At 66.4% G+C, this 23700-nt stretch carries 26 protein-coding genes; 15 read left to right on the forward strand and 11 right to left on the reverse strand.

Annotated elements, in window-relative coordinates; translation table 11 throughout:
* Positions 1-44 precede the first annotated feature (44 nt).
* Both OHZ10_RS26200 and OHZ10_RS26205 read right to left on the reverse strand, forming a co-directional pair.
* Entirely contained in the window at positions 45-755 is a 711-nt protein-coding gene (locus OHZ10_RS26200) for a GntR family transcriptional regulator (protein ID WP_340624990.1), read from the reverse strand.
* A gap of 430 nt (positions 756-1185) precedes the next feature.
* Entirely contained in the window at positions 1186-1977 is a 792-nt protein-coding gene (locus tag OHZ10_RS26205; RefSeq protein ID WP_174992220.1) for an IclR family transcriptional regulator, read from the reverse strand.
* A gap of 159 nt (positions 1978-2136) precedes the next feature.
* Here OHZ10_RS26205 and OHZ10_RS26210 point away from each other — a divergent pair, with 159 nt between their 5' ends.
* From OHZ10_RS26210 to OHZ10_RS26230, 5 genes are all read left to right on the forward strand, one after another.
* Positions 2137-2913, forward strand: a complete 777-nt coding sequence (locus OHZ10_RS26210) for an ABC transporter substrate-binding protein (protein WP_342704769.1) — start codon at positions 2137-2139, stop codon at positions 2911-2913.
* A gap of 88 nt (positions 2914-3001) precedes the next feature.
* The gene (locus tag OHZ10_RS26215) at positions 3002-3658 is read left to right on the forward strand and encodes an amino acid ABC transporter permease (RefSeq protein WP_059240631.1); all 657 of its coding nucleotides are present in this window, start codon (positions 3002-3004) and stop codon (positions 3656-3658) included.
* Positions 3655-4410: an amino acid ABC transporter ATP-binding protein gene (locus OHZ10_RS26220; RefSeq protein ID WP_059240630.1), complete on the forward strand. Its 756-nt coding sequence runs from the start codon at positions 3655-3657 to the stop codon at positions 4408-4410. The genes OHZ10_RS26215 and OHZ10_RS26220 overlap by 4 nt, the downstream gene beginning before the upstream one ends.
* Positions 4407-5717 (forward strand): FAD-binding oxidoreductase, encoded by a 1311-nt coding sequence (locus tag OHZ10_RS26225; protein ID WP_342704770.1) that lies wholly within the window; start codon positions 4407-4409, stop codon positions 5715-5717. The genes OHZ10_RS26220 and OHZ10_RS26225 overlap by 4 nt, the downstream gene beginning before the upstream one ends.
* 79 nt (positions 5718-5796) lie before the next feature.
* Positions 5797-6537 carry a class I SAM-dependent methyltransferase gene (locus OHZ10_RS26230; protein WP_059240628.1) on the forward strand — a complete coding sequence of 247 codons (741 nt, stop codon included), beginning with the start codon at positions 5797-5799 and terminating at the stop codon, positions 6535-6537.
* A gap of 24 nt (positions 6538-6561) precedes the next feature.
* On the opposite strand, the gene OHZ10_RS26235 is transcribed toward OHZ10_RS26230, so the two are convergent.
* On the reverse strand, positions 6562-7983 hold the full coding sequence (locus OHZ10_RS26235; RefSeq protein WP_174992217.1) for a cytochrome-c peroxidase: 1422 nt from the start codon (positions 7981-7983) through the stop codon (positions 6562-6564).
* A 94-nt stretch (positions 7984-8077) separates the two neighbouring features.
* Positions 8078-9751, reverse strand: a complete 1674-nt coding sequence (locus OHZ10_RS26240) for a phospholipase C (protein ID WP_174992216.1) — start codon at positions 9749-9751, stop codon at positions 8078-8080.
* Between the two features lie 401 nt (positions 9752-10152).
* On the opposite strand from OHZ10_RS26240, the gene OHZ10_RS26245 reads away from it, so the two are divergent.
* Positions 10153-11010 (forward strand): EamA family transporter, encoded by an 858-nt coding sequence (locus OHZ10_RS26245; RefSeq protein WP_256086419.1) that lies wholly within the window; start codon positions 10153-10155, stop codon positions 11008-11010.
* A 139-nt stretch (positions 11011-11149) separates the two neighbouring features.
* Here OHZ10_RS26245 and OHZ10_RS26250 read toward each other — a convergent pair whose 3' ends face one another.
* The 4 genes from OHZ10_RS26250 to OHZ10_RS26265 form a co-directional block, all read right to left on the reverse strand.
* On the reverse strand, positions 11150-11485 hold the full coding sequence (locus tag OHZ10_RS26250; RefSeq protein ID WP_256086418.1) for a hypothetical protein: 336 nt from the start codon (positions 11483-11485) through the stop codon (positions 11150-11152).
* Positions 11482-12114 carry a type VI secretion system amidase effector protein Tae4 gene (locus tag OHZ10_RS26255; protein ID WP_342704775.1) on the reverse strand — a complete coding sequence of 211 codons (633 nt, stop codon included), beginning with the start codon at positions 12112-12114 and terminating at the stop codon, positions 11482-11484. The genes OHZ10_RS26250 and OHZ10_RS26255 overlap by 4 nt, the downstream gene beginning before the upstream one ends.
* A gap of 3 nt (positions 12115-12117) precedes the next feature.
* Complete coding sequence (locus tag OHZ10_RS26260) at positions 12118-12663, reverse strand: PAAR domain-containing protein (protein ID WP_342704776.1); 546 nt, start codon at positions 12661-12663, stop codon at positions 12118-12120.
* 176 nt (positions 12664-12839) lie between these two features.
* Positions 12840-13313 (reverse strand): Lrp/AsnC family transcriptional regulator, encoded by a 474-nt coding sequence (locus OHZ10_RS26265; protein WP_342704778.1) that lies wholly within the window; start codon positions 13311-13313, stop codon positions 12840-12842.
* 321 nt (positions 13314-13634) lie between these two features.
* On the opposite strand from OHZ10_RS26265, the gene OHZ10_RS26270 reads away from it, so the two are divergent.
* The 6 genes from OHZ10_RS26270 (at position 13635) to OHZ10_RS26295 (ending at position 17998) form a co-directional block, all read left to right on the forward strand.
* Positions 13635-15020 carry an amino acid permease gene (locus OHZ10_RS26270; protein WP_059240623.1) on the forward strand — a complete coding sequence of 462 codons (1386 nt, stop codon included), beginning with the start codon at positions 13635-13637 and terminating at the stop codon, positions 15018-15020.
* A gap of 45 nt (positions 15021-15065) precedes the next feature.
* The gene (locus OHZ10_RS26275) at positions 15066-16268 is read left to right on the forward strand and encodes an amino acid aminotransferase (protein WP_059240622.1); all 1203 of its coding nucleotides are present in this window, start codon (positions 15066-15068) and stop codon (positions 16266-16268) included.
* A gap of 168 nt (positions 16269-16436) precedes the next feature.
* Positions 16437-16835 carry a DUF488 domain-containing protein gene (locus OHZ10_RS26280; RefSeq protein WP_059240621.1) on the forward strand — a complete coding sequence of 133 codons (399 nt, stop codon included), beginning with the start codon at positions 16437-16439 and terminating at the stop codon, positions 16833-16835.
* Between the two features lie 111 nt (positions 16836-16946).
* Positions 16947-17237 (forward strand): DUF1488 domain-containing protein, encoded by a 291-nt coding sequence (locus tag OHZ10_RS26285; RefSeq protein WP_059240620.1) that lies wholly within the window; start codon positions 16947-16949, stop codon positions 17235-17237.
* 16 nt (positions 17238-17253) lie between these two features.
* Positions 17254-17493, forward strand: coding sequence for a hypothetical protein (locus tag OHZ10_RS26290; RefSeq protein ID WP_059240619.1), 240 nt, complete (start codon positions 17254-17256; stop codon positions 17491-17493).
* A gap of 154 nt (positions 17494-17647) precedes the next feature.
* Entirely contained in the window at positions 17648-17998 is a 351-nt protein-coding gene (locus tag OHZ10_RS26295) for a metal ABC transporter ATPase (protein WP_256086414.1), read from the forward strand.
* Positions 17999-18025: 27 nt separating this feature from the next.
* On the opposite strand, the gene OHZ10_RS26300 is transcribed toward OHZ10_RS26295, so the two are convergent.
* The 3 genes from OHZ10_RS26300 to lhpI form a co-directional block, all read right to left on the reverse strand.
* Positions 18026-18805: a helix-turn-helix domain-containing protein gene (locus tag OHZ10_RS26300; RefSeq protein WP_059240617.1), complete on the reverse strand. Its 780-nt coding sequence runs from the start codon at positions 18803-18805 to the stop codon at positions 18026-18028.
* 16 nt (positions 18806-18821) lie between these two features.
* Positions 18822-19226, reverse strand: a complete 405-nt coding sequence (locus tag OHZ10_RS26305; protein WP_059240616.1) for a response regulator transcription factor — start codon at positions 19224-19226, stop codon at positions 18822-18824.
* 169 nt (positions 19227-19395) lie between these two features.
* Positions 19396-20331: a bifunctional Delta(1)-pyrroline-2-carboxylate/Delta(1)-piperideine-2-carboxylate reductase gene (gene lhpI / locus OHZ10_RS26310; RefSeq protein ID WP_342704783.1), complete on the reverse strand. Its 936-nt coding sequence runs from the start codon at positions 20329-20331 to the stop codon at positions 19396-19398.
* A 263-nt stretch (positions 20332-20594) separates the two neighbouring features.
* On the opposite strand from lhpI, the gene OHZ10_RS26315 reads away from it, so the two are divergent.
* The 3 genes from OHZ10_RS26315 to lhpH all read left to right on the forward strand — a co-directional run bounded on the left by OHZ10_RS26315 (position 20595) and on the right by lhpH (position 23658).
* The gene (locus tag OHZ10_RS26315; RefSeq protein WP_059240614.1) at positions 20595-21332 is read left to right on the forward strand and encodes a FadR/GntR family transcriptional regulator; all 738 of its coding nucleotides are present in this window, start codon (positions 20595-20597) and stop codon (positions 21330-21332) included.
* A gap of 127 nt (positions 21333-21459) precedes the next feature.
* The gene (locus OHZ10_RS26320) at positions 21460-22581 is read left to right on the forward strand and encodes a branched-chain amino acid ABC transporter substrate-binding protein (RefSeq protein ID WP_059240613.1); all 1122 of its coding nucleotides are present in this window, start codon (positions 21460-21462) and stop codon (positions 22579-22581) included.
* Positions 22582-22650: 69 nt separating this feature from the next.
* Positions 22651-23658, forward strand: a complete 1008-nt coding sequence (gene lhpH, locus OHZ10_RS26325; RefSeq protein ID WP_059240612.1) for a trans-3-hydroxy-L-proline dehydratase — start codon at positions 22651-22653, stop codon at positions 23656-23658.
* The last annotated feature ends 42 nt before the right edge of the window (positions 23659-23700 follow it).

Below are 23700 nucleotides of genomic sequence, written 5' to 3' on the forward strand. Positions count from 1 at the left end.
GGGATTGCGGCCGCGCGCGATCGGGCGGTTGCGGCGCGCAGCCGCTACGGTTTTGCGTTCACGGTTCGCGGAGTCTGTTCGGCCCGCAGCGTTTCGGCGAGATCGTGTGCGGCGCCGCCGATGTCGAGCGCGATACCGGCCCGCACGCCTGCACCGTCGCGCCGTTCGAGCGCATCGACGATTGCGCGGTGCGCATCCATCGAGCGCCGCATGTGCGGAATGTCGAGCGCGACCATGTTCAGGAAGGGGCCGACGCGCATCCACAGGTTCTCGACGATCGCGAGCGTGCTTTCGCTTGCGCCATGCGCGTAGATCGCGCTGTGGAACGCGAAATTGCATTGCAGGTAAGCCCGCGAGCGGCCTGCCTCGACGTGCGCCTGCATCGTCTCGCAGGTCTTGCGCACGGCCGCGATCTGCGTGTCGGTCATCCGGCCGCACGCACGCTCGGCGATGCAGCCTTCGAGTGCGATCCGCACGTCGCGCAGTTCGTCGAGCATGTCGAGCGTCATCGGCGGCACGACGAGCGCGCGGTTCGGGCCATCGACCAGCGCGCGCTCGGCGCGCAACCGCGTGAGTGCGGCGCGCACGGGCATCGTCGACGAGCCGACGGCCTCGGCGACGCTGCGCAGGCTCAACGCTTGGCCGGGCGCGAAACGGCCGCTCATCAGCGCTTCGCGCAGTTGCTGGTAGACCTTGTCGGCCATCGTTTCCTGTTCGATGGCTTTCAGTGCGGGCGGAACGATACGAGGCGCCAAGACGGGGTTCTCCGAGGTTTGATCTGCGATCTGTGATCACACTTGCGATGTGCGAAGTGTTGACGATCCGAGGAACCGAGTCAAGTCGAACGGGATCGGGGAAAACGAGGGGGAGAGGAATGCGAAGCGGGGAGGCAGGCCGACAGGGCGTCATCCTGTTCGACGTGTCCGGGTGGAGCGATGCACCGGGGCATGCCATGCTGTTCAACGGGCGTACCTGTTACGACCACTGCCATTTCAACGAACCGGGCGCGCGATATCGTACGGATCGCGCAAATTTCTGTACTGCGGCAAAGAACTGGACGTCGTCGCCAAGCAGCTCGTGTTGCGCCCGAACCGGACCTATCGGAGCGAGACTTCGCCGAAGTCGCGGTAGCGTCCAGACACCGTTGCGCAACGCAACGGCGCACCGTCTGCAATCTCGCGCGCGCTACTCGAGCGTCCGGATCGAGTTACTGATGCCGCGCGCGCAGTCGATCACGGCCGGCGCGAGCTTGCGGCGCGCGTCGTCGAACGTCCAGCGGCTCGTCGGCGCAACCACGTGCACGGCCGCGACCGGCTGCCCCTGGCTGCCGAGCACGGGCGCCGCGATCGACATGTCACCGATGAACAGTTCTTCCTGGTTGGTCGCGTAGCCGTCGAGCCGCGCGCCGTCGAGCAGCGCGACGAGTTCGTCGAGCGCCGTGACCGTACGCGGCGTGTGCGGTGCGCGCACCATGCCGTCGAGCCGCGCGCGCGCGTCGCCGGGTGGCAGCGCGCTCAGGAACGCGCGGCCGCAGCCGGTGCAATACATCGGGATGCGGCTTCCGATCGGCATGTGGATCGGCACGAACTTCGTCGACACGAAGCGCGCGACATACACCATCTCGTCTTCGTCCGGCTCCGTGAGATTGGTGGTTTCGCCGGTCACGTTCGTGAGCTCGGACAGAAATGGATTCGCCACGTCGATCAGCGTATCGGCCGCGAGATAGTTGAAGCCGATCCGCATCACGTGCGGCGTGAGCTGGTAACGCCGCGTGACCGGATGCTTGCGAATGTAGCCGAGCTTCTCGAGCGTATAGACCATCCGCTGCGCCGAGCTTTTCGTCATCCCGGCCGCGTCGGCCACTTCCGCCAGCGTCATCGTGCGCCGCTTCGCGCTGAACGCGCGCAGCACGTTCAGCCCTTTCTCCAGCGACTGGTTGAACAGCAGGTCGTTTGACTGATCGGACGATGTTTCCATGGCAAGGGGCGGGATCGATTCGATATCAAATCATAGCGTATCGAATATCGATACTCAAAAATCTTTTTGCGATGTTTTCGATTCGTTTTAAGATCGAGTCATCGTCGCAGTGTCGATCAGCGGCCGGCCGGCGCACCGGATTATCGAGAAGGAGACACCATGGTTCCGTTCATCAAGCGGTTCGGCGCACTGGCCGCCGGTTTCGCCGCCTGTATCGTCCTCTCCGCGGCTTCGGCGAGCGCCGTTGCGGCCGAGCCCACGCTGAAGGTCGGCGCGACAGCCACCGGCGTGCCGTTCACGTTTCTCGACGTCAAGAGCAATTCGATCCAGGGGATGATGGTCGATGCCGTCACCGCGGCCGGGAAATCCGCCGGGTTCCGCGTCGACGTGCAGCAGACCGTGTTCTCGGCGCTGATCCCGTCGCTCACCATGCAGAAGATCGACATCATCTCGGCCGCGATGCTGAAGACGCCCGTGCGTCAGCAGGTGGTCGATTTCTCCGACACGGTCTATACGTTCGGCGAGGGCCTGATCGTGAAGGCCGACGACCCGGGCCGCTATACGTCGATGGACGATTTCAAGGGGCAGGTGGTCGGCGCGCAGGTCGGCACCGCGTTCGTCGATGCGCTCAACAAGAAGGGCATCTTCAAGGAAGTCCGGACCTACGATTCGATCGCCGACATCATGCGCGACGTCGCGCTCGGGCGCATCAAGGCCGGCTTCGCCGACCAGCCGATCGTCGCGTACCAGATCGAGCACGGCGTCAACCGCCAGGTACGGCTCGTGCCCGAATACCAGAGCGTCGTGAAGGGGCAGGTCTGCTTCATCGTCCGCAAGGGCGACACCGCGACGCTCGAGCAGCTCAACGGCGCGATCCGCAAGATGAAGAGCGACGGCACGCTGCAGCAGATCCTGCAGAAGTGGCACATGAGCTGAGCCTCCGGCCCGGATTCCCGAACGATTCCGCCCGCGTCGTGCGGGCATCTGCTGCGGCGCGCCGTCCGGACGTCGCATAGGAGACCTCATGTTTTTTCAGAATGCGATCGATTTCCTGCCGATCCTGCTGAAGGGCGCGGTGGTCACGATCGAGATCACGGCATGCGCGTTCGTGCTCAGCTCGGTGCTCGGGCTGGCCCTCGCGTTGCTGAAGGTGTCGCGCAATCGTGCCGTGTCGGCCGCCGGCAGCACGATCGTCAACGTGATTCGCGGGCTGCCGATCATCGTGCAGCTGTTCTACATGTATTTCGTGCTGCCCGATCTGGGTGTGCAATTGTCGGCGTTCCAGGCCGGCGTGCTCGGTCTCGGCATCGCATACTCGGCCTACCAGGCCGAGAACTTCCGCGCCGGCATCGAGGCGATCGACCGCGGCCAGATCGAGGCCGCGCACGCGATCGGCATGCGCGGCCCGATGATCATGCGGCGCGTGGTGCTGCCGCAGGCGTTCCGCATTGCGCTGCCGCCGTACGGCAACACGCTCGTGATGCTGCTCAAGGACTCATCGGTCGCGTCGACGATCACGGTCGCCGAAATCACGCGCGCCGGCCAGCTGATCGCGTCGTCGACGTTCCAGAACATGAGCGTCTATACGCTCGTCGCACTGCTGTATCTCGCGCTCGGCCTGCCGCTGATGTTCGGCGTGAACCGGCTCGGCAAGCGGCTCGCGCTGAGGAGAGGCGCATGATCCGGATCGATTCGCTACACAAGCGGTTTCATCAGCACGCGGTGCTGAAGGGCGTGAGCCTCGACGTGCAGCAGGGCGAGGTCGTGTGCCTGATCGGGCCGTCCGGCTCCGGCAAGTCGACCGTGTTGCGCTGTATCAACGGCTTCGAGACTTACGACGAAGGCGCGATCACGATCGACGGCGTGAAGGTCGACGCGCATTCGAAGCGGATCCACGAGCTGCGGATGCGGGTCGGCATGGTGTTCCAGCGCTTCAACCTGTTCTCGCACCGCACGGCGCTCGAGAACGTGATGGAAGGGCCCGTGCACGTGCGGCGCAGGCCGGCCGCACAAGCGCGCGAGCAGGCCCGCGCGCTGCTCGACAAGGTCGGGCTCGCGCATCGGATGAATGCATACCCGTCCGAGCTGTCGGGCGGGCAGCAGCAGCGCGTCGCGATCGCACGCGCGCTGGCGATGGAGCCGCAGGCGATCCTGTTCGACGAGCCGACGTCGGCGCTCGATCCCGAGCTTGTCGGCGAAGTCCTCGGCGTGATGCGCGGGCTCGCGCGCGACGGGATGACCATGGTGGTCGTCACGCACGAAATGGCGTTCGCGCGCGAGGTGGCCGATCGCGTGTGCTTCCTGCACGACGGCACCATCTGCGAAAGCGGGCCGGCGCGCGACGTGCTCACGCAGCCGACGCATCCCCGCACGCAGGAATTCCTGCGTCGTCTGCTGGCAGCGGACGGCGCCGACACCCCGGATCGAACATGAGCGCAAGGAACGCGGTACCCGGATGGCCCGATTCCCAGTGGCCGGATTCGTTGTGGGCGGCGACCGCCGCACCGGCGCCCGATACGCCCGCGCTCGACGCCTCCGTGTCGTGCGACGTGGCGATCATCGGCGCGGGCTTCACCGGTCTGTCGACCGCACTTCACCTGGCCGAACGCGGCGTGAACGTGCGCGTGATCGAGGGGGCGCAACCGGGCTGGGGCGCGTCGGGCCGCAACGGCGGGCAGGTGATCCCCGGGCTGAAATACGACCCCGACGAACTGGTTCGCCGGTTCGGCGACACGGCCGGCGAGCAGCTTGCCGGCATTGTCGGCGGCGCGGCCGACACGGTGTTCGACCTGATCGCGCGGCACGCGATCGACTGCGATGCGCGCCGCACCGGCTGGATCCAGCCGGCGCCGACCGCCGCGATGCTCGAGACGGTCGCACGCCGTGCGCAGCAGTGGGCCGCGCGCGGCGCGCCGGTCGACGTGCTCGGCCGCGACGACGTCGCGCGTCGGCTCGGCACGCAAGCGTATGCGGGCGGCTGGATCGACCGCCGCGCGGGCAGCGTGCAGCCGCTTGGCTATACGCGCGGCCTCGTGCGCGCCGCGCAGGCGAGCGGGGCGGTCGTACACGGGCTGACGCGCGCCGTCGGGCTGACGCGTGCTGACGGCCGCTGGCGGATCGCGACGTCCGGCGGCGCGACGCTGTCGGCGGAGCGCGTCGTGATCGCGACCAACGGCTACACGGATGGGCTATGGCCCGGCTTGCACCAGTCGGTGATCGCCGCGAACAGTTTCATCGTCGCGACGCAACCGCTTCCGCCGGATCTCGGCCGCGACATTCTGGCGGGCGGAGAGGTCGCATCCGACGCGCGGCGCCTGCTGCTGTATTTCCGTCGCGACGCGGCCGGCCGGCTGCTGATGGGCGGCCGTGGCCCGTTCGCTGAGCCGCGTGCGACGAGCGACTGGCGTCATCTCGAGCGTGCGACGCTGCTGCTGTATCCGCAACTGAAGGGCGTCCGGTTCGAATACCGCTGGGCGGGGCGCGTCGCGATCACCGCGGATTTCCTGCCGCACGTGCACGAACCCGCGCCCGGCGTGACGATCGCGCTCGGCTACAACGGGCGCGGCATCGCGATGGCGACGACACTCGGCAAGCATCTGGCCGCACACCTGTCCGGCGATGCGCAATTGCCGTTGCCGTTCCGGGTCACGCCGGTCCGCCCGATTCCGTTTCACGGGCTGCAGCGCTTCTATATCGCGGCCGGGGTCGCCTGGTATCGGTTGCTCGACAGCCTGTCCTGACGCAGGCACGAGGGCAGGTCGCCATCCGTCGTCCGATCGGGCAGAATCGACACGCCCGATTCCTGCCGACGGATGCCGCATGACCGAACCGAACGACCCGAACGATCCTCCCGGCCGCCGCGCCTATGCGAGCTTCGCGCAACGCTATGCGGACATCGCGCCGACGAAGGCGCACAACGCGCTCTACGAACGGCCGGCGACGATGGCGCTGCTCGGCGATGTCGGCGGCCTGACGGTGCTCGACGCCGGCTGCGGGCCCGGCATCTGCAGCGAGCATCTGGCGCGCCACGGCGCGGCCGTGCATGCGTTCGACGTCACGCCGGAGATGGTCGCGCTTGCACGAACGCGCTGCGCCGGGCTTGCTGTCGACGTCATGGAAGGCGACCTGGAGGCGCCGCTCGCCTGGCTGCCCGACGAGTCGGTCGACAAGGTGCTGTGTTCGCTCGCGCTCGACTACGTGCGCGATCTCGCGCCGACGCTGCGCGAATTCCGGCGCGTCGCGCGGCCGGCTGCCACGCTGGTGTTCTCGATGGCGCATCCGATGCGAGACTGGATGGACGAACGCACGCGCGGTGACGGCACGTACTTCGACACGTCGCGCTTCGGCTTCCACTGGTCGGGGTTCGGCGAGCCGAGGCCCTACGTCGAAGCCTGGCGGCGGCCGCTGGCCGAGATCCTGAATGCCGTCGCGGAAAGCGGCTGGCGGCTCGACCGGTTCGTCGAACCGACGCCGCTGCCGGAGATGCAGGCCGTGTCGGAACGGCTCCATGCGGAGCTGTCGCTGGCGCCGGCCTTCCTGTGCATCCGCGCGCGCCGCTGATGCGGCGCGGCGCACGATCGGCGCTCAGCGCTGCGCCGGCTCGTCGTTCAGCGTGCCGAGAAACGCTTCGATATCCTTGATGTCCTGCGCCGTCATCGCGGGTTTGTCGCCCGGCTTGCGGTCGAACGGCGCATCGGTCACGTCGACGTTCGCGCGGTATTTCGGCGGAATGTCGTCGTACTCGTCGACCTTGCCGTCTGCACCGCGCGAATAGAACTTCTGCGGCGAGATGCTGCGCTCGTTGTAGAACGCCATCACCTGGTCGAGCGTGTGGAACACGCCGTTGTGGAAGAACACGTGGCGCGTCGCCGAGTTGCGCAGCGTCGGCGTCAGGAACATCGCGCAGTACTGCGTCTGGTCCTTCAGGTCGTCGCGGAACGGCCCGCACACGCCGAGATCGTAGAACGCCGGATTGCGGTTCTGCGCCAGGTCCTTGTTGCGCGGCGCGCCGAGCGCCTCGTACTGGTAATCGGTAAACATCGGCGGCAGCCCGTCCTTGCCGGGCTTCGACAGGTGGCAGCCGGCGCAATTCGCCTTGTCCGGATCGTTGAACAGGCGCAGCCCGCGCAGCTCGGCCTGTGTGAGGCGCGCGCGGCCTTCGAGCCAGCGGTCGTACTTGCTGTTGTACGGGTGGAACGACGGATCCTCGACCTGGTAGCGCGCGATCGCGAACATCGCCTCCGACACCGCGAGCTGCGGACTGTCGAACACGCGCGCGCCGAACAGTTTTTCCAGCTGCGCACGGTGCGACGACTGCGCGAGCTTGTGCGCGACATCATCGATGCTCGCGTTCGCCATCTCGACCGGATTCAGCAGCGGGCCGAACGCCTGCTGCTGCAGCGTATCGGCGCGACCGTCCCAGAACATCCCGCCCTGCGGCACGAGCTGCGGTGCGGCCGACGTGCCGGCCACCTTCTGCGCCTTGACGACGCCGGCCGCCGAAGCGGCCTGTTGCGCGACGCTCGGCGCGGCGTCGTTTTCACCGGCGTCGGGGCCGATGCTGAAATTCGGCTGGCGGTACAGGTACATCAGCGATGGCGGCGGGCGATACCCCTGCTGCGTCATCGCGAGGCCGCCCGGCTGCACGTCGAGCGCATTCGGCGGGCCGTACGCATGATCGGGGCTGTGGCACGACGCGCACGATTGCTTGCCCGACGCGGACAGCGACGGGTCGTGGAACAGCGCGCGCCCGAGCTGCGCGACCGCCGACAAAGGTTGCGCAGCGGGTCGCTGCAGGACGACCGGATGCGGATTCGCGCCCGTCCAGTCGGCGACGACGGTGCCGATCGCCGCCGGCACCTGCGCGGGAAACGCGATCGCGAACGCGCCGTAGCCGATCACGGCCGCGCCGAGCACGAACGCCGTGCGGCGCAGCAGGCGGGAAGGGGCGCGCGGCGCGGGGTTGCCGGAGGCGTCGGGAGACGGGAACGCGGGGCGAGCTGTCATGCTGTCGGTCGAAAATCGGGCGCCGCGTGAGGCGGCGCGTTAAACGGAAACGGCCGGCGCACGATGCGCCGGCCATGCGGTCATGCCGTGACGGTCAGATCGACGGTGCAGCGCTCAGCGCGGTGCCCAGCGTCGGGTCGAGGTAGAGCGGCGTCGTGTTCGGCTTCGACGTGAAGTCGAACAGGTTGCGCAGGTCGCCCGCGGTCGCATCGAACGAACCGCCGCCGATACGCTGGCCGCCGAGCCAGTTGTCCTCGATGAAGCGCACGACGGACGACTGGTCGATCATCGTGTGGTCGACGTAGTTCTGCTTCGCGTACGGCGAGATCACGACCAGCGGAATGCGCACGCCCGGGCCGCAGCGGCCGTTCACGGTTGCGCCGTTCACGCCGGTGGTGCCGCCCGTGCCGCACTTGCCGGCGCCGTTGAGCTGGTCGACCGGGTCCGACGATGCGCGCGTCGGCGGCGTGTACACGTGGTCGTACCAGCCATCCGAGTCGTCATAGGTGACGATCACGGCCGTGTTCTGCCAGTCCGGCTGCTGCTGCAGGAAGTTGACGACCTTCGTCACGAACGCCTGCTCGTCGAGCGGATCCGAATAGCCTGCATGCCCGTCCTGCGCGGCCGGCGCCTTCAGGTAGCTGACCGACGGGAAGTTGCCAGCCTTCACGGCCGCGAAGAAGTCGTCGGTGTCGTACTGGTGGTTCGCGGGTTCGGCGGTCTTGCCGTCGGCCTGGAGGCTCGACCCGATTGCCGCGACCGAGCTGGGGCGCGTGTGCTGCGGGTTCGCGGTCGACGCGTAGTACTGGAACCAGTTGTGGTGCGGGATGTAGTCGGACGTCGCGGCGTTCACGGCGGTGGCGACCGTGCTGCGCGCGCAGCCCGTCGTGCCGTTGCCGTTCGTCGTCGACAGGTTGAAGCCGCCCATGAAGCCGCCCCACGTGATCTTCGCGCCGTTCAGCAGGTCGCCGATGTTCTTGCCGGCCATCATCGCCTGGTCGGTCGTGCTCGAACACACGTCGAAGCCCGGGTCGACGTCGTTGATCATCGTGAAGCCGCCCTGGCCGTCATTGATGTAGTACGAGCTGGACGCGAGCGTCGACGGCTGCTTCGACGACTTGACGATCTGCATCCCGTTGGTCTGGCCCGCCACGACGTTCAGCGCACCCGGCGTCGACGGACCGTACGACGTCGTGTACATGTTGTCGCTCATCGCGAAGCGTTGCGCGTAGTTCCACAGCGCGGTCACGGTGTTGCCGTCGAAGTAGCCCATCACCTGGCCCTTCGTGCCGAACGCGCCGGCGCCGCCGGACGAGCCCTTGCCCGTGTATTTCGGGAACAGGTCGGCGAGGCCGTTGTCCTCGGCCTGTTCCTCGGCCGTATACGCGTGGTTCTGGTCGGCGGTCGCGGCCTGCGTGCGGTCGAGACGGAACGGGTTCGCCGCGTCGGTGCCGTTGGCCGTGTTCGTGAAGTTCGGGTTCGCAGTAAGCAGCGTGCCCGTCAGCCCGTTCGGCGTCGGCGTGCCGGACTTCGCGTTGAATGCCGGTTCGCCCGACGGGTTCGTCGCGTTCGGGTAGGTGCCGAAGTAGTGGTCGAACGAGATGTTTTCGCCATAGATCACGACGACGTGCTTGATCGGCGTGGCGGTCTGCAGCGCATCTTGCGACGACACGGCAGGCGTCGACGTGGGATCGTCGCTGCCGCCGCAGGCGAACAGCGCCAGCGCTGCGGCTGCGCAGGCGGTGACGAGCATGGCTTGACGGAACATCGGGAAACTCCAGGTAAGGTCTTCGATGGTGGAGAGCGGCCCCGTCGCCGTGTCGGTTCGGCGCGGAGCTCGTGAGAGAGCACGCGCATTGAAACAGCCGCGTATGAAGATATGGGGACGGAGTGTTTTCGCGATGGTTGCGTTGCGGTATCGATTTCATTACGACGCAACGAGATGCGAAAGAGAACGGAAAGGGGCGGGCCGGGTGCCACCGCCGCGTCACATTCGACGGCGGGCCGGGGGCAACTGCCGAAGCCATGCAGGACGGGCGAAACGGCGTGGCGGGCCCATTCGTCCATGCGACGCCGTGCGTCGCTTTTTTGACAATTCGGTTACGCATTCCTACGATGAACGCCTGTCGCGCCCGCCGCGTGATTTCCAACCGTCAATGAGGTTTCAGCGTGCCGATCCCCGTTCTGTTTGCCGTTCTGTGCGCGGCGTTCCTGCATGCGTCATGGAATGCGCTCGTCCGCAGCAGCGGCGACCGGTTGCGCTCGGCCACGGTGCTGCAGATCGCGATCGGGGTGTTCGCGCTGTTGTTTCTGCCGGCCGCCGCGCCGATCACGCCCGCGAGCTGGCTTTACGTGGTCGCGTCGGCCTTGATCCACGTCGTCTATACGTTGCTGCTCGTGCGCGCTTATGAGCACGGCGACCTGACCGTCGCGTACCCGGTTGCACGCGGCACCGCGCCGCTGCTCGTCACGCTCGGCGCGGCGGCGTTCGCGGGCGAGCACCTGAACGCCGGTGCGCAAGGCGGGCTCGTGCTGATCTGTGCGGGCATCCTGGCGATCGGGCTGGAGCGCGGGCGCGACGCGAAGCACCGGATGACGCAAGTGCTGCCGACCGCGTTCGCGACGGGCGTGTCGATCGCGGCGTACAGCGTGGTCGACGGGATCGGTGTGCGGGAGAGCGGCAACACGGTCGGCTATACCGCATGGATGTTCGTGCTGACGGGCGCGATGATGGCTGCGTACTACCGGCTGCGCGCGGGGCCGCTGCGGCTGACGCAGGACGTCGGCGAAACGGCGAAGGCCGCGTGCGGCGGCGTGTTCGCGGCGCTCGCGTACGGCATCGTGATCTGGGCGATGGATCGCGCGCCGATGGGCCCCGTGTCGGCGCTGCGGGAGACGAGCGTGGTGTTCGCGGCGCTGATTGCGCGCGTCTATCTCGGCGAACGGCTGACACCGCGCCGGGCGGCCGGGTGCGCGGTGATCGCGGCGGGGGCGTTGCTGATCAGTGCGTTCGAAGCGGTGCGGTGAACAACTGCGATGATCACCGGTCCCGGCAATCCGAATGGGGCCGTTGTAGATGCAACATCACTGGAACTGTCGCCGACAAGGATTGCTGAAACGGTCGAAACAGCGTGCCAACGAAATTGCGCCGCTTCGACAATCCGGCTTAATTGAAGATGCCGAGCGCGGGTGCCGCGTAGGTTCCGAGATGAAAAAGGACGACAAACAGCGTCGCAGCAACGAAGGTGACTCCCCATTTGCGCAACGACCAGCGGCGGTAAGCCAGGGCGTTGATTAGCGCAAGGACGACCGAAGGCCACAAGGTCAGCACGAGCAGGCCCGCGATGAACATTGCGTGAGGTGCGCAGTGTTCCATGTCGTTACAGCCGGTCGAACGCGCTGGCGTAGCTGGCCAGTGAATTCGGCTGAACGTGTAAAGCGACAGCCAAGTGACGAGCACACCCCAAAGGAATCCGGGAACAGCGACTGCCAGTCGTTTCATTTAACTTCCCAGAAGAGAATCTCTTTCGAGTCCGCCAGGTCTGAATACCAATTCCCGCGTCTTCCCCGAAGATAATCAACGGGGTTAATCATGCGTCGTACGCCGATGCGAAACCGCCAGAACGACACTGCCGATGGCGTAAGCGTGTCGTTGTTCCACAGGTCGATATGGCCACCGCTCAGTGCATCGGCAGGGTCACCGTCTTGTCGCCAGTAGCCGAAAAAGTAGATGATACCGGTTCGACCTTTTATCCTGTCTTGCCAATCCTGGCCGGTGATGTTTTCCGGCTTGCCCAAACCGAGAAACGGTCGAAGTTTCAACCACGCGGCCAACTCGTAAGCACGCGTCGCGGTTGCCTTGCCATTGAGAATCAGTCGTCCCAGCGTGCGCTTTCCTGGCATGGGTTTCAGAACTTTTTGCGAAAACGACTTCATGTCGCTTCCAATCGAATGAAACGTTACGCTCATCCGGATTGCGCATTGATTTTCGTACTCGCCAGTAGGGTCGTCGTATGGATCTTTGGTCGGGTATGCACGCCAAAGCTCCTGAAACGTCAGCACTTTGAGCGCTACGTCTTTTTGGGATAGCGGTGTGTTGTTCGTACGGACTTTCGTGGGTGAATTTGGCATCGATCACGCCCCGTACTGTTTTGCGATGGCTTCGTCGCCCCAATAGACGACGTAATCGTCCGCTGCGGCGCGGGTGTCAATGCGCGGGAGCGAATCGCTGTCGTTGATGCGGCCGGAATATGTTCTGCCGTCTGCTGTCTCGACGTAATACGGATATCCCGCGAGCGTTGACGCGCGCGCCGTACACTTGATCTTCTCATCGAATCGGGGCGGAACGGTCGGGGGAGGTGGCTGCGCGTCGATCGAAGCTGCTAAAGACGTCGAGGTGTTGTCTTCTTCATAGAAAATCATGCTGTCGTCGCCCGCAATGACGTTGTTCCGTCCGCACGGGCAAAGTACCGGGTCGCCACTTAGAACGATCTTCCGGCCATGGCAGCTCATACGCTTTGCGCTGCCGATGATCCGGAACGCTCCTTTGCAGTTGCCGCACGTTGCTTCGTCTCCATCTATGGCAACGTGCTTTCCGTTATCGAAAATTGTTGAACTGACGGCTATGACGAATCCACCAGTCGTGGTGCGGTCGCCGTTTCTCACTGCTGTTCTGCGCATGGTCGCGTCCTCTTGAATTAAGGAAGCGACGACAATCGCCGGTAAGAAACAAGTTGTCTATCGGACGTGTACGGTTCTTGAAATACGGATGCCTTTGCCAGACCAGCATAGGCGGCAACGCTGCTGCCGAGCACGCATGTGCCCGTCACTGAAGTAACCTGCAGGCGTACCGGCCCTTATACTTCAACCGGCATCGCACTCGTGCACTTGATCTCGTCGAGGCACACGCTCGAATGCACGCCGTTCACGCCGGGAATCCGCATCAGCGTCTCGAGCAGGAACCGTGACAACCCCTTCAGGTCGTGCGCGACGACCTTCAGCACGTAGTCGATGTCGCCCGTCACCGAGAAACACTCCTGGATTTGCGCGAGCTCGGACACCAGTTTCTGGAACTTCGACAGGTCGCGGATGTGCCCGCGCTCCATCGTCACGTGTACGAACGCGGTGACGCCGAAGCCGAGCGTATCGGGGCACAAACGGGTTTCATAGCGGCGGATCGCGCCGATTTCCTCCAGCCGCCGGTGGCGCCGCAGCGTCTGCGCGGGCGACAGGCCGACGGCCTTCGCCAGATCGAGGTTCGACGCGCGGCCGTTTTCCTGCAGGATCGAGAGCAAATGGCGGTCGATGCGGTCAAGAACCGGTTCAGGCATTTTTGTTTCCTCGTTTGTCTCCTCGATGCAATCTTATCTCATAATGTAGGGTTTGCATGAACGGGTTACGAAACCCGATTTCGCCGTCGCGACGCTAAACTGACGCCGGATTTTCGTGTGCGGCCGCAGCAATGCGGATGCGGCGACAGTCGGCGGCCGGTCTGGCGGGCACGCCGACGCGAATCGGGCGCCGCCACGCGAGGATTGCAGTCCCCCAACCCGGTGGCTCCACGAACGGCCGCCGGCACAGCAAAACAGCGCCCGGCACACCGAGGCGCGCCGCACCCCGCTGCAGGCGGAGGCGGACAGAGTGGAGAAGACATGGTTTCTGGAAACGAGAGCGACGGCCTGCAGCGCGGGCTGAAGAACCGGCACATCCAGCTGATTGCGCTCGGCGGCGCGCTCGGCACGGGGCTGTTCCTCGGCATCGCGCAGACCATCAAGATGGCCGGTCCGTCCGTGCTGCTCGGCTATGCGGTGGCCGGCATCGTCGCGTTCTTCATCATGCGCCAGCTCGGCGAGATGGTCGTCGACGAGCCCGTCGCGGGGTCGTTCAGCTACTTCGCGAACAAGTACTTCGGCCACTTCACCGGCTTCCTGTCCGGCTGGAACTACTGGGTGCTGTACATCCTCGTCAGCATGGCCGAACTGTCGGCCGTCGGGATCTACGTGCAGTACTGGTGGCCGGGCGTGCCGACCTGGGTGTCGGCGCTCGTGTTCTTCGTCGTCATCAACCTGATCAACCTGACCAGCGTCAAATCGTACGGCGAGACGGAATTCTGGTTCTCGATCATCAAGGTGGCCGCGATCGTCGGGATGATCGGCTTCGGCGGCTGGCTGCTCGCGAGCGGCCATGCCGGGCCGGAAGCCAGCGTCCGGAACCTGTGGCAGCACGGCGGCTTCTTTCCGAACGGCGTGTCGGGCCTCGTGATGTCGATGGCCGCGATCATGTTCTCGTTCGGCGGGCTCGAGCTCGTCGGCATCACGGCGGCGGAGGCCGACGATCCGAAGCGCAGCATCCCGCGCGCGACCAACCAGGTCATCTACCGCATCCTGATTTTCTACATCGGCGCGCTCGCCGTGCTGCTGTCGCTGTATCCGTGGGAGAAGGTCGTCAGCGGCGGCAGCCCGTTCGTGCTGATTTTCCACGCGCTGAGCAGCAACCTGGTCGCGAACGTGCTGAACGTCGTCGTGCTGACGGCCGCGCTGTCGGTCTACAACAGCGGCGTGTACTGCAACAGCCGGATGCTGTTCGGCCTCGCGCAGCAGGGCAACGCGCCGAAGGTGCTGTGCTCGGTGAACAAGCGCGGCATTCCGCTCGCCGCGCTCGGCGCGTCGGCGCTCGCGACCGGCGTGTGCGTGCTGGTCAACTACTTCATGCCGGGCAAGGCGTTCGAGGTGCTGATGGGCCTCGTCGTGTCGGCGCTGATCATCAACTGGGCGATGATCAGCCTGATCCACCTGAAGTTCCGCCAGGCCAAGCGTGCAGCCGGGGAGGAGACTTCCTTCCGCAGTCTGGGCTATCCTTTCACGAATTACCTGTGCCTGGCATTCATGGCCGGCATTCTCGTCGTGATGTACCTGACGCCGGATCTCCGCCTGTCGGTGTACCTGATCCCGGTTTGGCTCGCGGTGCTCGCGGTCGGGTATCGCTTCCGTCAGAAGAATGCCGGCTATGCGGTGCGCGACGGCGCATCCGCGCGCTGACGCAGGCCACGACCGATCATTCTTCCAAACGAGACCGACATAGCCATGTTCGAACACATCGACGCATACCCGGGCGATCCGATCCTGACGCTGAACGAGAACTTCCAGAAAGATCCGCGCGACCAGAAGGTCAACCTGAGCATCGGGATCTATTTCGACGCCGAAGGCCGGATTCCGGTGATGGGCGCCGTGCGCGAAGCCGAAACCGCGCTGCAGCGCGAGAGCGGCCCGAAGCCGTACCTGCCGATGGTCGGCCTGGCCGCGTATCGCGACGCCGTGCAATCGCTCGTGTTCGGCGCGGATCACCCGGCCCGTGCGGCCGGCCGCATCGCGACGCTGCAGACGCTCGGCGGCTCGGGCGCGCTGAAGGTCGGCGCCGACTTCCTGAAGCGCTACTTCCCGGATGCGCAGGTGTGGCTGAGCGATCCGAGCTGGGAAAACCACCGCTTCATCTTCGAGCGCGCCGGCTTCACGGTGAACACGTATCCGTACTACGACGAAGCGACGGGCGGCCTGAAGTTCGACGCGATGCTCGCGGCGATCGACGCGCTGCCGGCGCGCAGCATCGTGCTGCTGCATGCGTGCTGCCACAACCCGACCGGCGTCGACCTCGACGAAGGCCAGTGGCAGAAGCTGATCGACGTGATCGAGGCGCGCGGGCTGCTGCCGTTCGTCGACATGGCGTACCAGGGCTTCGGCGCAGGCCTCGACGCGGACGCGTTCGCGGTGCGCGAACTGGCCCGCCGCGGCGTGCCGACGCTCGTCGCGAACTCGTTCTCGAAGAACTTCTCGCTGTACGGCGAGCGCGTGGGCGGCCTGAGCGTCGTCTGCGAGGATGCGGCCGCGGCCGAGCGCGTGCTCGGCCAGCTGGCCGGCGCCGTGCGCTCGAACTACAGCAACCCGCAAACCTACGGCGCGAAGGTCGTTGCGGCCGTGCTCGGCACGCCGGCGCTGCGCAAGCAGTGGGAAGAGGAGCTGTCGGCGATGTGCCGCCGCATCGCGCGGATGCGCCAGTCGATCCACGACGGCCTGCGCGACCACGTCACCGGCGAAGCGCTCACGCGCTACGTGAAGCAGCGCGGGATGTTCACGTACACGGGCCTGACCGAATCGCAGGTCGACGCGCTGCGCGAAGTGCACGGCGTGTACATCCTGCGTTCGGGCCGGATGTGCGTGGCGGGCCTGAACGACTCGAACGTCGGCATCGTCGCGGACGCGATCGGCAAGGTGCTGAAGAGCGGCGTCTGAGCGCGGCGCGCCCCGGCGCGCAACGAATGACGCTGGATGAACCGGCTGTTTCCCGTCACGGGAACAGCCGGTTTGTCATTGCGCGCCGGCAACGTGCGCCGGCCGACGGACGCGATGGCGCTTGCGGCGGTACGATCGCGGCATCGGACGCAACACACAAGGAGCGACATGGGCATCCGGATCATCCAGCTCGGCACGCCGCGCGCGGCCGGCGAGGGCCTGCGGATCGGCACGGTGCGGCGGCCGCCGCGTGGCGTACCGAAGGCGGAATTCGCGTCGCGCAACTACTATGATGTATGGTTGCCGACGCTGTCGCCGAGTGCCGAACTCGTTGCCCAGGCACAGGCCGCCGAAACCGACGCCGAATGGCATGCGTTCAAGCGCCATTTCCGCGCGGAGATGGCGCATGGCGATCCGGCGAAGGTGCTGGACCTGCTGGCGGCGCTGTCCGCCACCACGGCGTTCTCGATCGGTTGCTACTGCGACGACGAGCGCCATTGCCACCGCAGCGTGCTGCGCGAACTGCTCGCGGAGCGCGGCGCGGCGATCGAGCCCGACGCAGGCTGAAACCGCGTCGTCCTGCTGCACCAGGATCGTGCGGTGCAGCGAACCGGTTGACGTGGGTCAAGCGCGCGGCCGCGCGCGCCACTATGCTCTCGTCATGGAGCCATCACGACGATGACAGACCGACAGATGCACATTGTTTTTCCGCCCGAGCCGCCGGAGTATTGCGCGCGCGACCTGGTCGTCGCGTTTTCGGCGCTGGTCGACGGGCGTTGCGTACAGTGCGCGGTCACGGCCGAGGCACTGGAAGATCATTTCGGCGCGCGGTCGCTGCTCGAGCGCGACCTGCTGGCCGCATTCGACGGGCACCGGCGGGCGATCGAGGCGATGGCGCGACGGATGCTCGAGGAAATCGGCGGCCGGCCGGTGCTGCTGCACAGCGGTCACTTCCGGCTCGAAGACTGATACCGCAGGAGGGCGCATGACACTGCAGGGCAACATTCACGAACGCGACTGGTCGGTCGAAGTCGAGACGCGCCCGTGCGAATCGGGCGAGTTCCGCTGCCGCGTGTCGGTCGAGCACGGCGTCGGCGCCGCGCGGTTTCATCACACGTTCGAGCATAGTCACGCGTATCCGACCGAGCGCGAGGCCATGATCGAAGGACTGCGGGCCGGCATGACCTGGATCGAGATGAAGACGTCGCAGGTTTTCAACGTATGAACGGTCCCGCGCCGGCGACGGCGCGGGCGGAGTGTCGGCCGGGCCGCGATCGAAGAATCGCGCCGCGCCACGGGAAACGCGTGCCGCCGCATCGTGATGCGCGCGGCGCATGCAAGGCGGTCGACGAGCGGGCGGCCCCGTCAGGAGACACGACATGGGCGTGGGCATGCAGATCGCCTGCCTTGGATTCACGGGGTCCGCTGCAATCGAAGCCGAAGCCGGCGCACAGCTGGTGCGGCTCGAACGGTTTCGCGCGCTGATCGGCGGCTGCCATCTCGCGATCGAATCGCGCGCGGCGGCCGATGGCGCCCGCCTGTATCACGCGCGGCTCGATCTGGTGATGCGCGACACGGCGCTCAGGCCGCTGCCGCCGTGCGTCGGCGCCGACGTGGACGACGCGCTGCGGCGTGCATTCGCACAGGCCGAACAGGCGCTGATCGCGTGGCAGGCAGGCGGAGCTAGGGTGGCGCTGCGCGACGCCGCGACGGGCGACGCGGCGCGATGACGCCGCGCGGGCGTCCGGCGCGGTGCGTCAGACCCGCGCGAGCGCTTGTGCGTCGATGATGCGCACGCGCTTGCCGCGCGTTTCGACCAGCGCTTCGCGATGGAACCGCGAGAACATCCGGCTGACGGTTTCGAGCTTCATCCCGAGATAGCAGCCGATTTCCTCGCGCGTCATCCGCAGGTTGAATTCGGTTGCCGAATAGCCGCGCGCCTCGAACCGCGACGACAGGTTCAGCAGGAAATGCGCGACGCGCTGTTCGGCCGACATCGTGCCGAGCAGCAGCATCTGGCTCGATTCGCGGACAATTTCACTGCTCAGCATCTGGTAGAGGAAGTGCTGCATCGGCTTCATCTCGCGGCACGCCGCTTCGAGCGCGCCGAACGGGATGATGCACACGACGCTGTCCTCCAGCGCGATGGCGTCGCAGCAGTGCTGGCCGCCGCCGATGCCGTCCATGCCGAGCGTTTCGCCGGCGATCTGGAAGCCCGTCACGTGCTCGCGCCCGTCGCGATGCATCATCACCGTCTTGAACGAACCCGCGCGCACCGCGTAGATGCTCTGGAACGGATCGTCGGTACGGAACAGCGCGTCGCCCTGGCGAACCTGCCGGGTCGTGCAGATGATCGCGTCGAGGCGGCCGTATTCGGCGGCCGTCAGGTGCGGCGGCAGGCACATCGAGCGCATCGCGCAGACCGAGCAGCGCGCGGCCGGATGTTTGGCGGCGTCGGCGCGCGCGACCGTGCGCAGCGGAATCGTTGGCCGGGGTACGACGGACACGTCGGCGGCGAAGGCGGTGGCGGTGGACATGAGTCGCTCCGGCTCGTCAGGGGTGGCGCACGCGTGCGTGCACCAGGGATTCGATCACACGGCATGCGGCGTCGAATTCGACCGTCTTGTCGAAGAAGTAGTCGGCTCCGGCCGCGGCGCATGCCTCTCTGAATGCCAGCGCCGAGTGGTTCGTCAGCACGATCGTGACGATGCGCGGCGCGGCTTTCGACAGCATCCCGATCAGGTCGAGACCACTGCCGTCCGCAAGCCGCAGGTCGACGATCACCACGTCCGCATGACTGCTGCGGATATGCGTCCACGCGTCCTGGCCGTCTTCCGCTTCGCCCACGACGGCGACGCCGCGAATCGCGCCGACGAGCAGCGCGATTCGCTGCCGGACGGCGACGGCGTGATCGACGAGGAACACCCTGAGCGCGGCGGGTGACAGGCTGGCATTCATGCCGGCAGTATCGTGTTGCGCCGCCGAAAATGAAATCGGCCGAATTGGAAGTTCGTGTAGGCCGCTTCGACGCGTTGTAGGGCGTTTCCTACAACGCGTACGGGAATCCGCCGGAGCGGCTTCGATGTTGCGATGCCGCATGCGTGGCTGAAGGAGGGGCGGTGCCCGGTCAGCCGGCCCCGCGCGCGGCGAGCGCATCGCGCGCCGTGCGGCACGCGGCCAGGTCCCACGCGGCACAGCCGACGCTCTTGAACAGCAGTGGCCCGCCGAGTGCGAAGGTGCCGTTCAGCACGTCGGCGAGCGACGCGACCTGCTGCCAGTCGATCTGCGCGACGATCAGGTCGCCGGCTTCGTGGCGCGCGCCGGCGGGATCGTCGACGACGAGCCGGCTGCCACGCACCGTGCTCGCGTCGATCTCGGCGGCATCCGCGGTGAACGCGCCGACGCCCACCACAAGCCGGCCTTCGCGCGCGGCTTCGCGGTAGACGGGCGTGCGGCTCGTCGTCAGCGTGACGACCACGTCGATCGTGTCGGGAATCGACTCGCTGCCGAGCGGCGCGAGTCGCGGCGCCTGCGCGCGATGCGCCGCGCAGAAGGCGGCCTCGCTGTCGGCGCCCGTGCCGCGTACGTGGACGCGCGCTTCCGGAAAGATCGCCGCGAGCGCTTCCGCATGATTGGCGGCCTGCTTGCCGGTGCCGATCAGCAGGATGTCGCGCGGCGCGGCGCCATGCAGCGCCTGGACGCCGAGCGCGGTGATGGCGGCCGTGCGGCGGCCGGTGACCGTCGGGCCGTCGAGCGCGAAGCGCATCTCGCCCGTGGTCGCGTCGTACGCGGTCACCTGGCCGAGGATCGTCGGCAGCCCGCGTGTGCCGTTGCCGGGGCACACGTTCACGAGCTTGTGGCTCGCCAGGTCGCGCGCGCTCGACGGCATCGACAGCATGACGCCGCCGCCCTGCAGGGGGACGACCATGCGCTCGGGGCTGACGATCTCGCCTGCCGCATACTCGGCGACGACTTGCCTGAGCGTGGCGAGCAGCGCCGGGTAGTCGAGCAGCGCGGCCGTGTCGGCCGCATCGAAAACGGGAATCGGGGAAAGGGCGGTCATCGTGTACGTCGCATGCGTCGGTGAGCGTGAAGGGCGGACGCGTGCCGCGCCCGCCACAGGGCTGCCGGATACCGTGACACAGGGCAGTGTGGATCGAATCTATACCACTTTCTGGCGCACCTGCAACCCAGAAAATAAAACGTCTTGCCGGTTTTGGTTCTAATATCTGTCCAGAAGGGCTGCGATGGCACGATACCGGCGCCGCTCCGGTATAGTGCGAACCCATTCCAGATCCACGCCCGTGACCGGGCAGGAGCCAAACGATGATGTCCGCGCGTCCCGAATCACTCGAAGGCGGTTTCCGGCCGCTGCAGATCTACGAGCAGGTGGCCGAGAAGATCCGCGACGAAATCCGCGCCGGGCGCTACGCGGCGGAGTCGCGGCTGCCGTCCGAGCGCGAACTCGCGGGACTGTTCCAGGTCGGCCGGCCGGCCGTGCGCGAGGCGCTGGGCGCACTGCAGAACGAAGGGCTCGTGTTCACGAAGCGCAATTCGGGCACCTATGTCGTCGCGTCGCCGCTCGACGTGCTCGCACAGCGTGGCGACATGCGCGCGGCGTCGGAGGCCGACTTCAGCCCGACGTCGACGCTCGACGTGCGGCTGATCCTGGAGCCTGCGATCGCGCGCCTCGCCGCGGCCCATGGCCGCGCCGATCCCGGCGCCGAGCGCTATCTCGCGCAGATGGAAACCATCACCGACGTCGACGATCCGCACCAGCGCGCGCTCTGGAACGAGAGCGACCGGCTGTTCCACCGGCAGCTCGCGCTGATGACGGGCGATGCGCTGATGGTGAAGATCGCGGACGAAGTCGCGAAGACGATGGACCAGCCGCTGTGGAAGCGCCTGAAGGACGACGGCATCTACGATGCGGGCCGGATCCGGCTCTACGTGTCCGAGCACCGGCTGATCTACGAGGCGATCGTGTCGGGCGACGCCGATGCGGCCGCGTTCTACGTCCAGCAGCACATCCTTCGCGTGCGGCGGGACATCGCGCCGAAGTAAGACGAATCCACACCAATTCGCTTTGGTCTTAAATATGACCAAAATGCCAGAAATTATTTTGAAATTGCTTGCGATGTGACCACGCGTGTCCTACATTGGTTTCACTCAAAACCAATCAGGAGACATCATGCGACACCTCGTTACCGCGCTCTCGGTGGCTGTTGCCGCCGGCGCGCTGACTTCCGCGCACGCGCAGGAAGTCGTGATGATCGGCCATTCGGCGCCGCTGACGGGCCCGCAGGCCGCGAACGGCAAGGACAATGAAAACGGCGCGCGGCTCGCCGTCGACGAACTCAACAAGGCCGGCATCAAGGTCGCCGGCAAGGCCGTCACGTTCAAACTGGTTTCCGAAGACGACCAGGCCGACCCGAAGGCCGGCGTGCAGGTCGCGCAGAACCTCGTCGACAAGGGGGTCGTCGCGGTGCTCGGACCTTACAACTCCGGCGTTGCGATTCCCGCGTCGCGTGTGTATTCGACGGCCGGTGTGCCGATCCTGCCGGTCGCGTCGAACCCGGCGCTGACCAAGCAGGGCTTCAAGAACATCTTCCGGATCGGCGCGAGCGACGAACAGCTCGGCGGCACGATGGCCACGTTTGCGGCCAAGACGCTGCATGCGAAGACGGCCGCCGTGATCGACGATCGCACCGCATACGGGCAGGGCGTCGCCGAACAATTCATGAACGTCGCGAAGGCCAACGGAATCAAGATCGTCGACCAGGAATACACGAACTCGTCGGCGACGGATTTTCTCGGCATTCTCACCAAGATCAAGGCCAGCAACCCCGACGTGATCTTCCTCGGCGGCTACGCGGCGCAGGGCGCGCCGATGGCCAAGCAGATGAAGCAGCGCGGGCTGCGCGCGAAGCTGCTCGGCGGCGACGGCATCTGTTCGGCGGACATGGGCAAGGTCGCGGGCGACGCGGCGTCGATCGTCTACTGCGCGCAGGGTGGCGTCGCGCTCGAGAAGACGGCGGCCGGCCGCGAATTCCTGAAGAAGTACCACGACGCGTATCACACCGATACGCAGGTCTATGGCGTCAACTACTACGACGGGATGAAGTTGCTCGCCGACGCGATGGTCAAGGCCGGCACGACCACCGACAAGGCGAAGTTGACCGCGCAGCTCGCGAAGTCGAACTATGCCGGCGTCGCGGGCACCTATTCGTTCGACGCGAACGGCGACCTGAAGGGCGCGCCGACCACCGTCTACGTGATCCGCAACGGCCTGCCGGAGCCGTACGCGAAGTAACTGCGCCACCGGCCTGTCACCGGACGGCGGCCGGCCCGCCGTCCTTCGTTTCAACGCATCCGATTCGACATGAAAATTTCCCGATCCCTTTCCACCGTCGAAGTCCATACGGGCGGCGAAGCGTTCCGTATCGTCACGAGCGGGTTGCCGCGCTTGGTCGGCGACACGATCGTCCAGCGCCGCGCGTGGCTCAAGGAGAACGCCGACGAGATCCGCCGCGCGCTGATGTTCGAACCGCGTGGCCACGCCGACATGTACGGCGGCTACCTGACCGAGCCGGTGTCGCCGAATGCCGATTTCGGCGTGATCTTCGTGCACAACGAAGGCTACAGCGACCATTGCGGACACGGCGTGATCGCGCTGTCGACCGCCGCGGTCGAACTCGGCTGGGTGCAGCGCACGGTGCCGGAAACGCGGGTCGGCATCGACGCGCCGTGCGGTTTCATCGAGGCCTTCGTCAAATGGGACGGCGAGCACGCGGGCCCGGTGCGCTTCGTCAACGTGCCGTCGTTCATCTGGCAGCGCGACGTGTCGGTCGAGACGCCGTCGTTCGGCACCGTGACGGGCGACATCGCGTATGGCGGCGCGTTCTATTTCTATGCCGACGGCGCGCCGTTCGACCTGCCGGTGCGCGAATCGGCCGTCGAAAGGCTGATCCGCTTCGGCGCGGAAGTGAAGGCCGCCGCGAATGCGAAGTATCCGGTCGTCCATCCGGAGATCCCGGAAATCAACCATATCTACGGCACGATCATCGCGAACGCGCCGCGCCACCCGGGCTCGACGCAGGCAAACTGCTGCGTGTTCGCGGATCGCGAGGTCGACCGCTCGCCGACGGGCTCCGGCACCGGCGGCCGCGTCGCGCAGCTGTACCAGCGCGGGCTGCTCGCGGCGGGCGACACGCTCGTCAACGAGTCGATCGTCGGCACGGTCTTCAAGGGGCGCGTGCTGCGCGAAACGACGGTCGGCGACATCCCGGCCGTGATTCCGGAAGTGGAGGGCAGCGCGCACATCTGCGGGTTCGCGAACTGGATCGTCGACGAGCGCGATCCGCTCACGTACGGATTCCTCGTGCGCTGAGCAGCGGCGCCGATCGGCCGCCGTCGCGCGGTTTCCCGGTTG

The organism is Burkholderia arboris, assembly GCF_038723655.1.
GTDB lineage: Bacteria > Pseudomonadota > Gammaproteobacteria > Burkholderiales > Burkholderiaceae > Burkholderia > Burkholderia arboris.

What these genes read in the sequence shown, in the direction of transcription:
- OHZ10_RS26250 (WP_256086418.1), bottom strand. Translation starts at nt 11,485, where the DNA reads ATGAAACGACTGGCAGTCGCTGTTCCCGGATTCCTTTGGGGTGTGCTC.
- OHZ10_RS26210 (WP_342704769.1), top strand. Translation starts at nt 2,137, where the DNA reads ATGGTTCCGTTCATCAAGCGGTTCGGCGCACTGGCCGCCGGTTTCGCC.
- OHZ10_RS26260 (WP_342704776.1), bottom strand. Translation starts at nt 12,663, where the DNA reads ATGCGCAGAACAGCAGTGAGAAACGGCGACCGCACCACGACTGGTGGA.
- OHZ10_RS26270 (WP_059240623.1), top strand. Translation starts at nt 13,635, where the DNA reads ATGGTTTCTGGAAACGAGAGCGACGGCCTGCAGCGCGGGCTGAAGAAC.
- OHZ10_RS26315 (WP_059240614.1), top strand. Translation starts at nt 20,595, where the DNA reads ATGATGTCCGCGCGTCCCGAATCACTCGAAGGCGGTTTCCGGCCGCTG.
- OHZ10_RS26320 (WP_059240613.1), top strand. Translation starts at nt 21,460, where the DNA reads ATGCGACACCTCGTTACCGCGCTCTCGGTGGCTGTTGCCGCCGGCGCG.
- OHZ10_RS26280 (WP_059240621.1), top strand. Translation starts at nt 16,437, where the DNA reads ATGGGCATCCGGATCATCCAGCTCGGCACGCCGCGCGCGGCCGGCGAG.
- OHZ10_RS26255 (WP_342704775.1), bottom strand. Translation starts at nt 12,114, where the DNA reads ATGCCAAATTCACCCACGAAAGTCCGTACGAACAACACACCGCTATCC.
- OHZ10_RS26275 (WP_059240622.1), top strand. Translation starts at nt 15,066, where the DNA reads ATGTTCGAACACATCGACGCATACCCGGGCGATCCGATCCTGACGCTG.
- OHZ10_RS26295 (WP_256086414.1), top strand. Translation starts at nt 17,648, where the DNA reads ATGGGCGTGGGCATGCAGATCGCCTGCCTTGGATTCACGGGGTCCGCT.
- OHZ10_RS26220 (WP_059240630.1), top strand. Translation starts at nt 3,655, where the DNA reads ATGATCCGGATCGATTCGCTACACAAGCGGTTTCATCAGCACGCGGTG.
- lhpI (WP_342704783.1), bottom strand. Translation starts at nt 20,331, where the DNA reads ATGACCGCCCTTTCCCCGATTCCCGTTTTCGATGCGGCCGACACGGCC.
- OHZ10_RS26265 (WP_342704778.1), bottom strand. Translation starts at nt 13,313, where the DNA reads ATGCCTGAACCGGTTCTTGACCGCATCGACCGCCATTTGCTCTCGATC.
- OHZ10_RS26305 (WP_059240616.1), bottom strand. Translation starts at nt 19,226, where the DNA reads ATGAATGCCAGCCTGTCACCCGCCGCGCTCAGGGTGTTCCTCGTCGAT.
- OHZ10_RS26230 (WP_059240628.1), top strand. Translation starts at nt 5,797, where the DNA reads ATGACCGAACCGAACGACCCGAACGATCCTCCCGGCCGCCGCGCCTAT.
- OHZ10_RS26235 (WP_174992217.1), bottom strand. Translation starts at nt 7,983, where the DNA reads ATGACAGCTCGCCCCGCGTTCCCGTCTCCCGACGCCTCCGGCAACCCC.
- OHZ10_RS26285 (WP_059240620.1), top strand. Translation starts at nt 16,947, where the DNA reads ATGACAGACCGACAGATGCACATTGTTTTTCCGCCCGAGCCGCCGGAG.
- OHZ10_RS26205 (WP_174992220.1), bottom strand. Translation starts at nt 1,977, where the DNA reads ATGGAAACATCGTCCGATCAGTCAAACGACCTGCTGTTCAACCAGTCG.
- OHZ10_RS26300 (WP_059240617.1), bottom strand. Translation starts at nt 18,805, where the DNA reads ATGTCCACCGCCACCGCCTTCGCCGCCGACGTGTCCGTCGTACCCCGG.
- OHZ10_RS26240 (WP_174992216.1), bottom strand. Translation starts at nt 9,751, where the DNA reads ATGTTCCGTCAAGCCATGCTCGTCACCGCCTGCGCAGCCGCAGCGCTG.
- lhpH (WP_059240612.1), top strand. Translation starts at nt 22,651, where the DNA reads ATGAAAATTTCCCGATCCCTTTCCACCGTCGAAGTCCATACGGGCGGC.
- OHZ10_RS26290 (WP_059240619.1), top strand. Translation starts at nt 17,254, where the DNA reads ATGACACTGCAGGGCAACATTCACGAACGCGACTGGTCGGTCGAAGTC.
- OHZ10_RS26215 (WP_059240631.1), top strand. Translation starts at nt 3,002, where the DNA reads ATGTTTTTTCAGAATGCGATCGATTTCCTGCCGATCCTGCTGAAGGGC.
- OHZ10_RS26225 (WP_342704770.1), top strand. Translation starts at nt 4,407, where the DNA reads ATGAGCGCAAGGAACGCGGTACCCGGATGGCCCGATTCCCAGTGGCCG.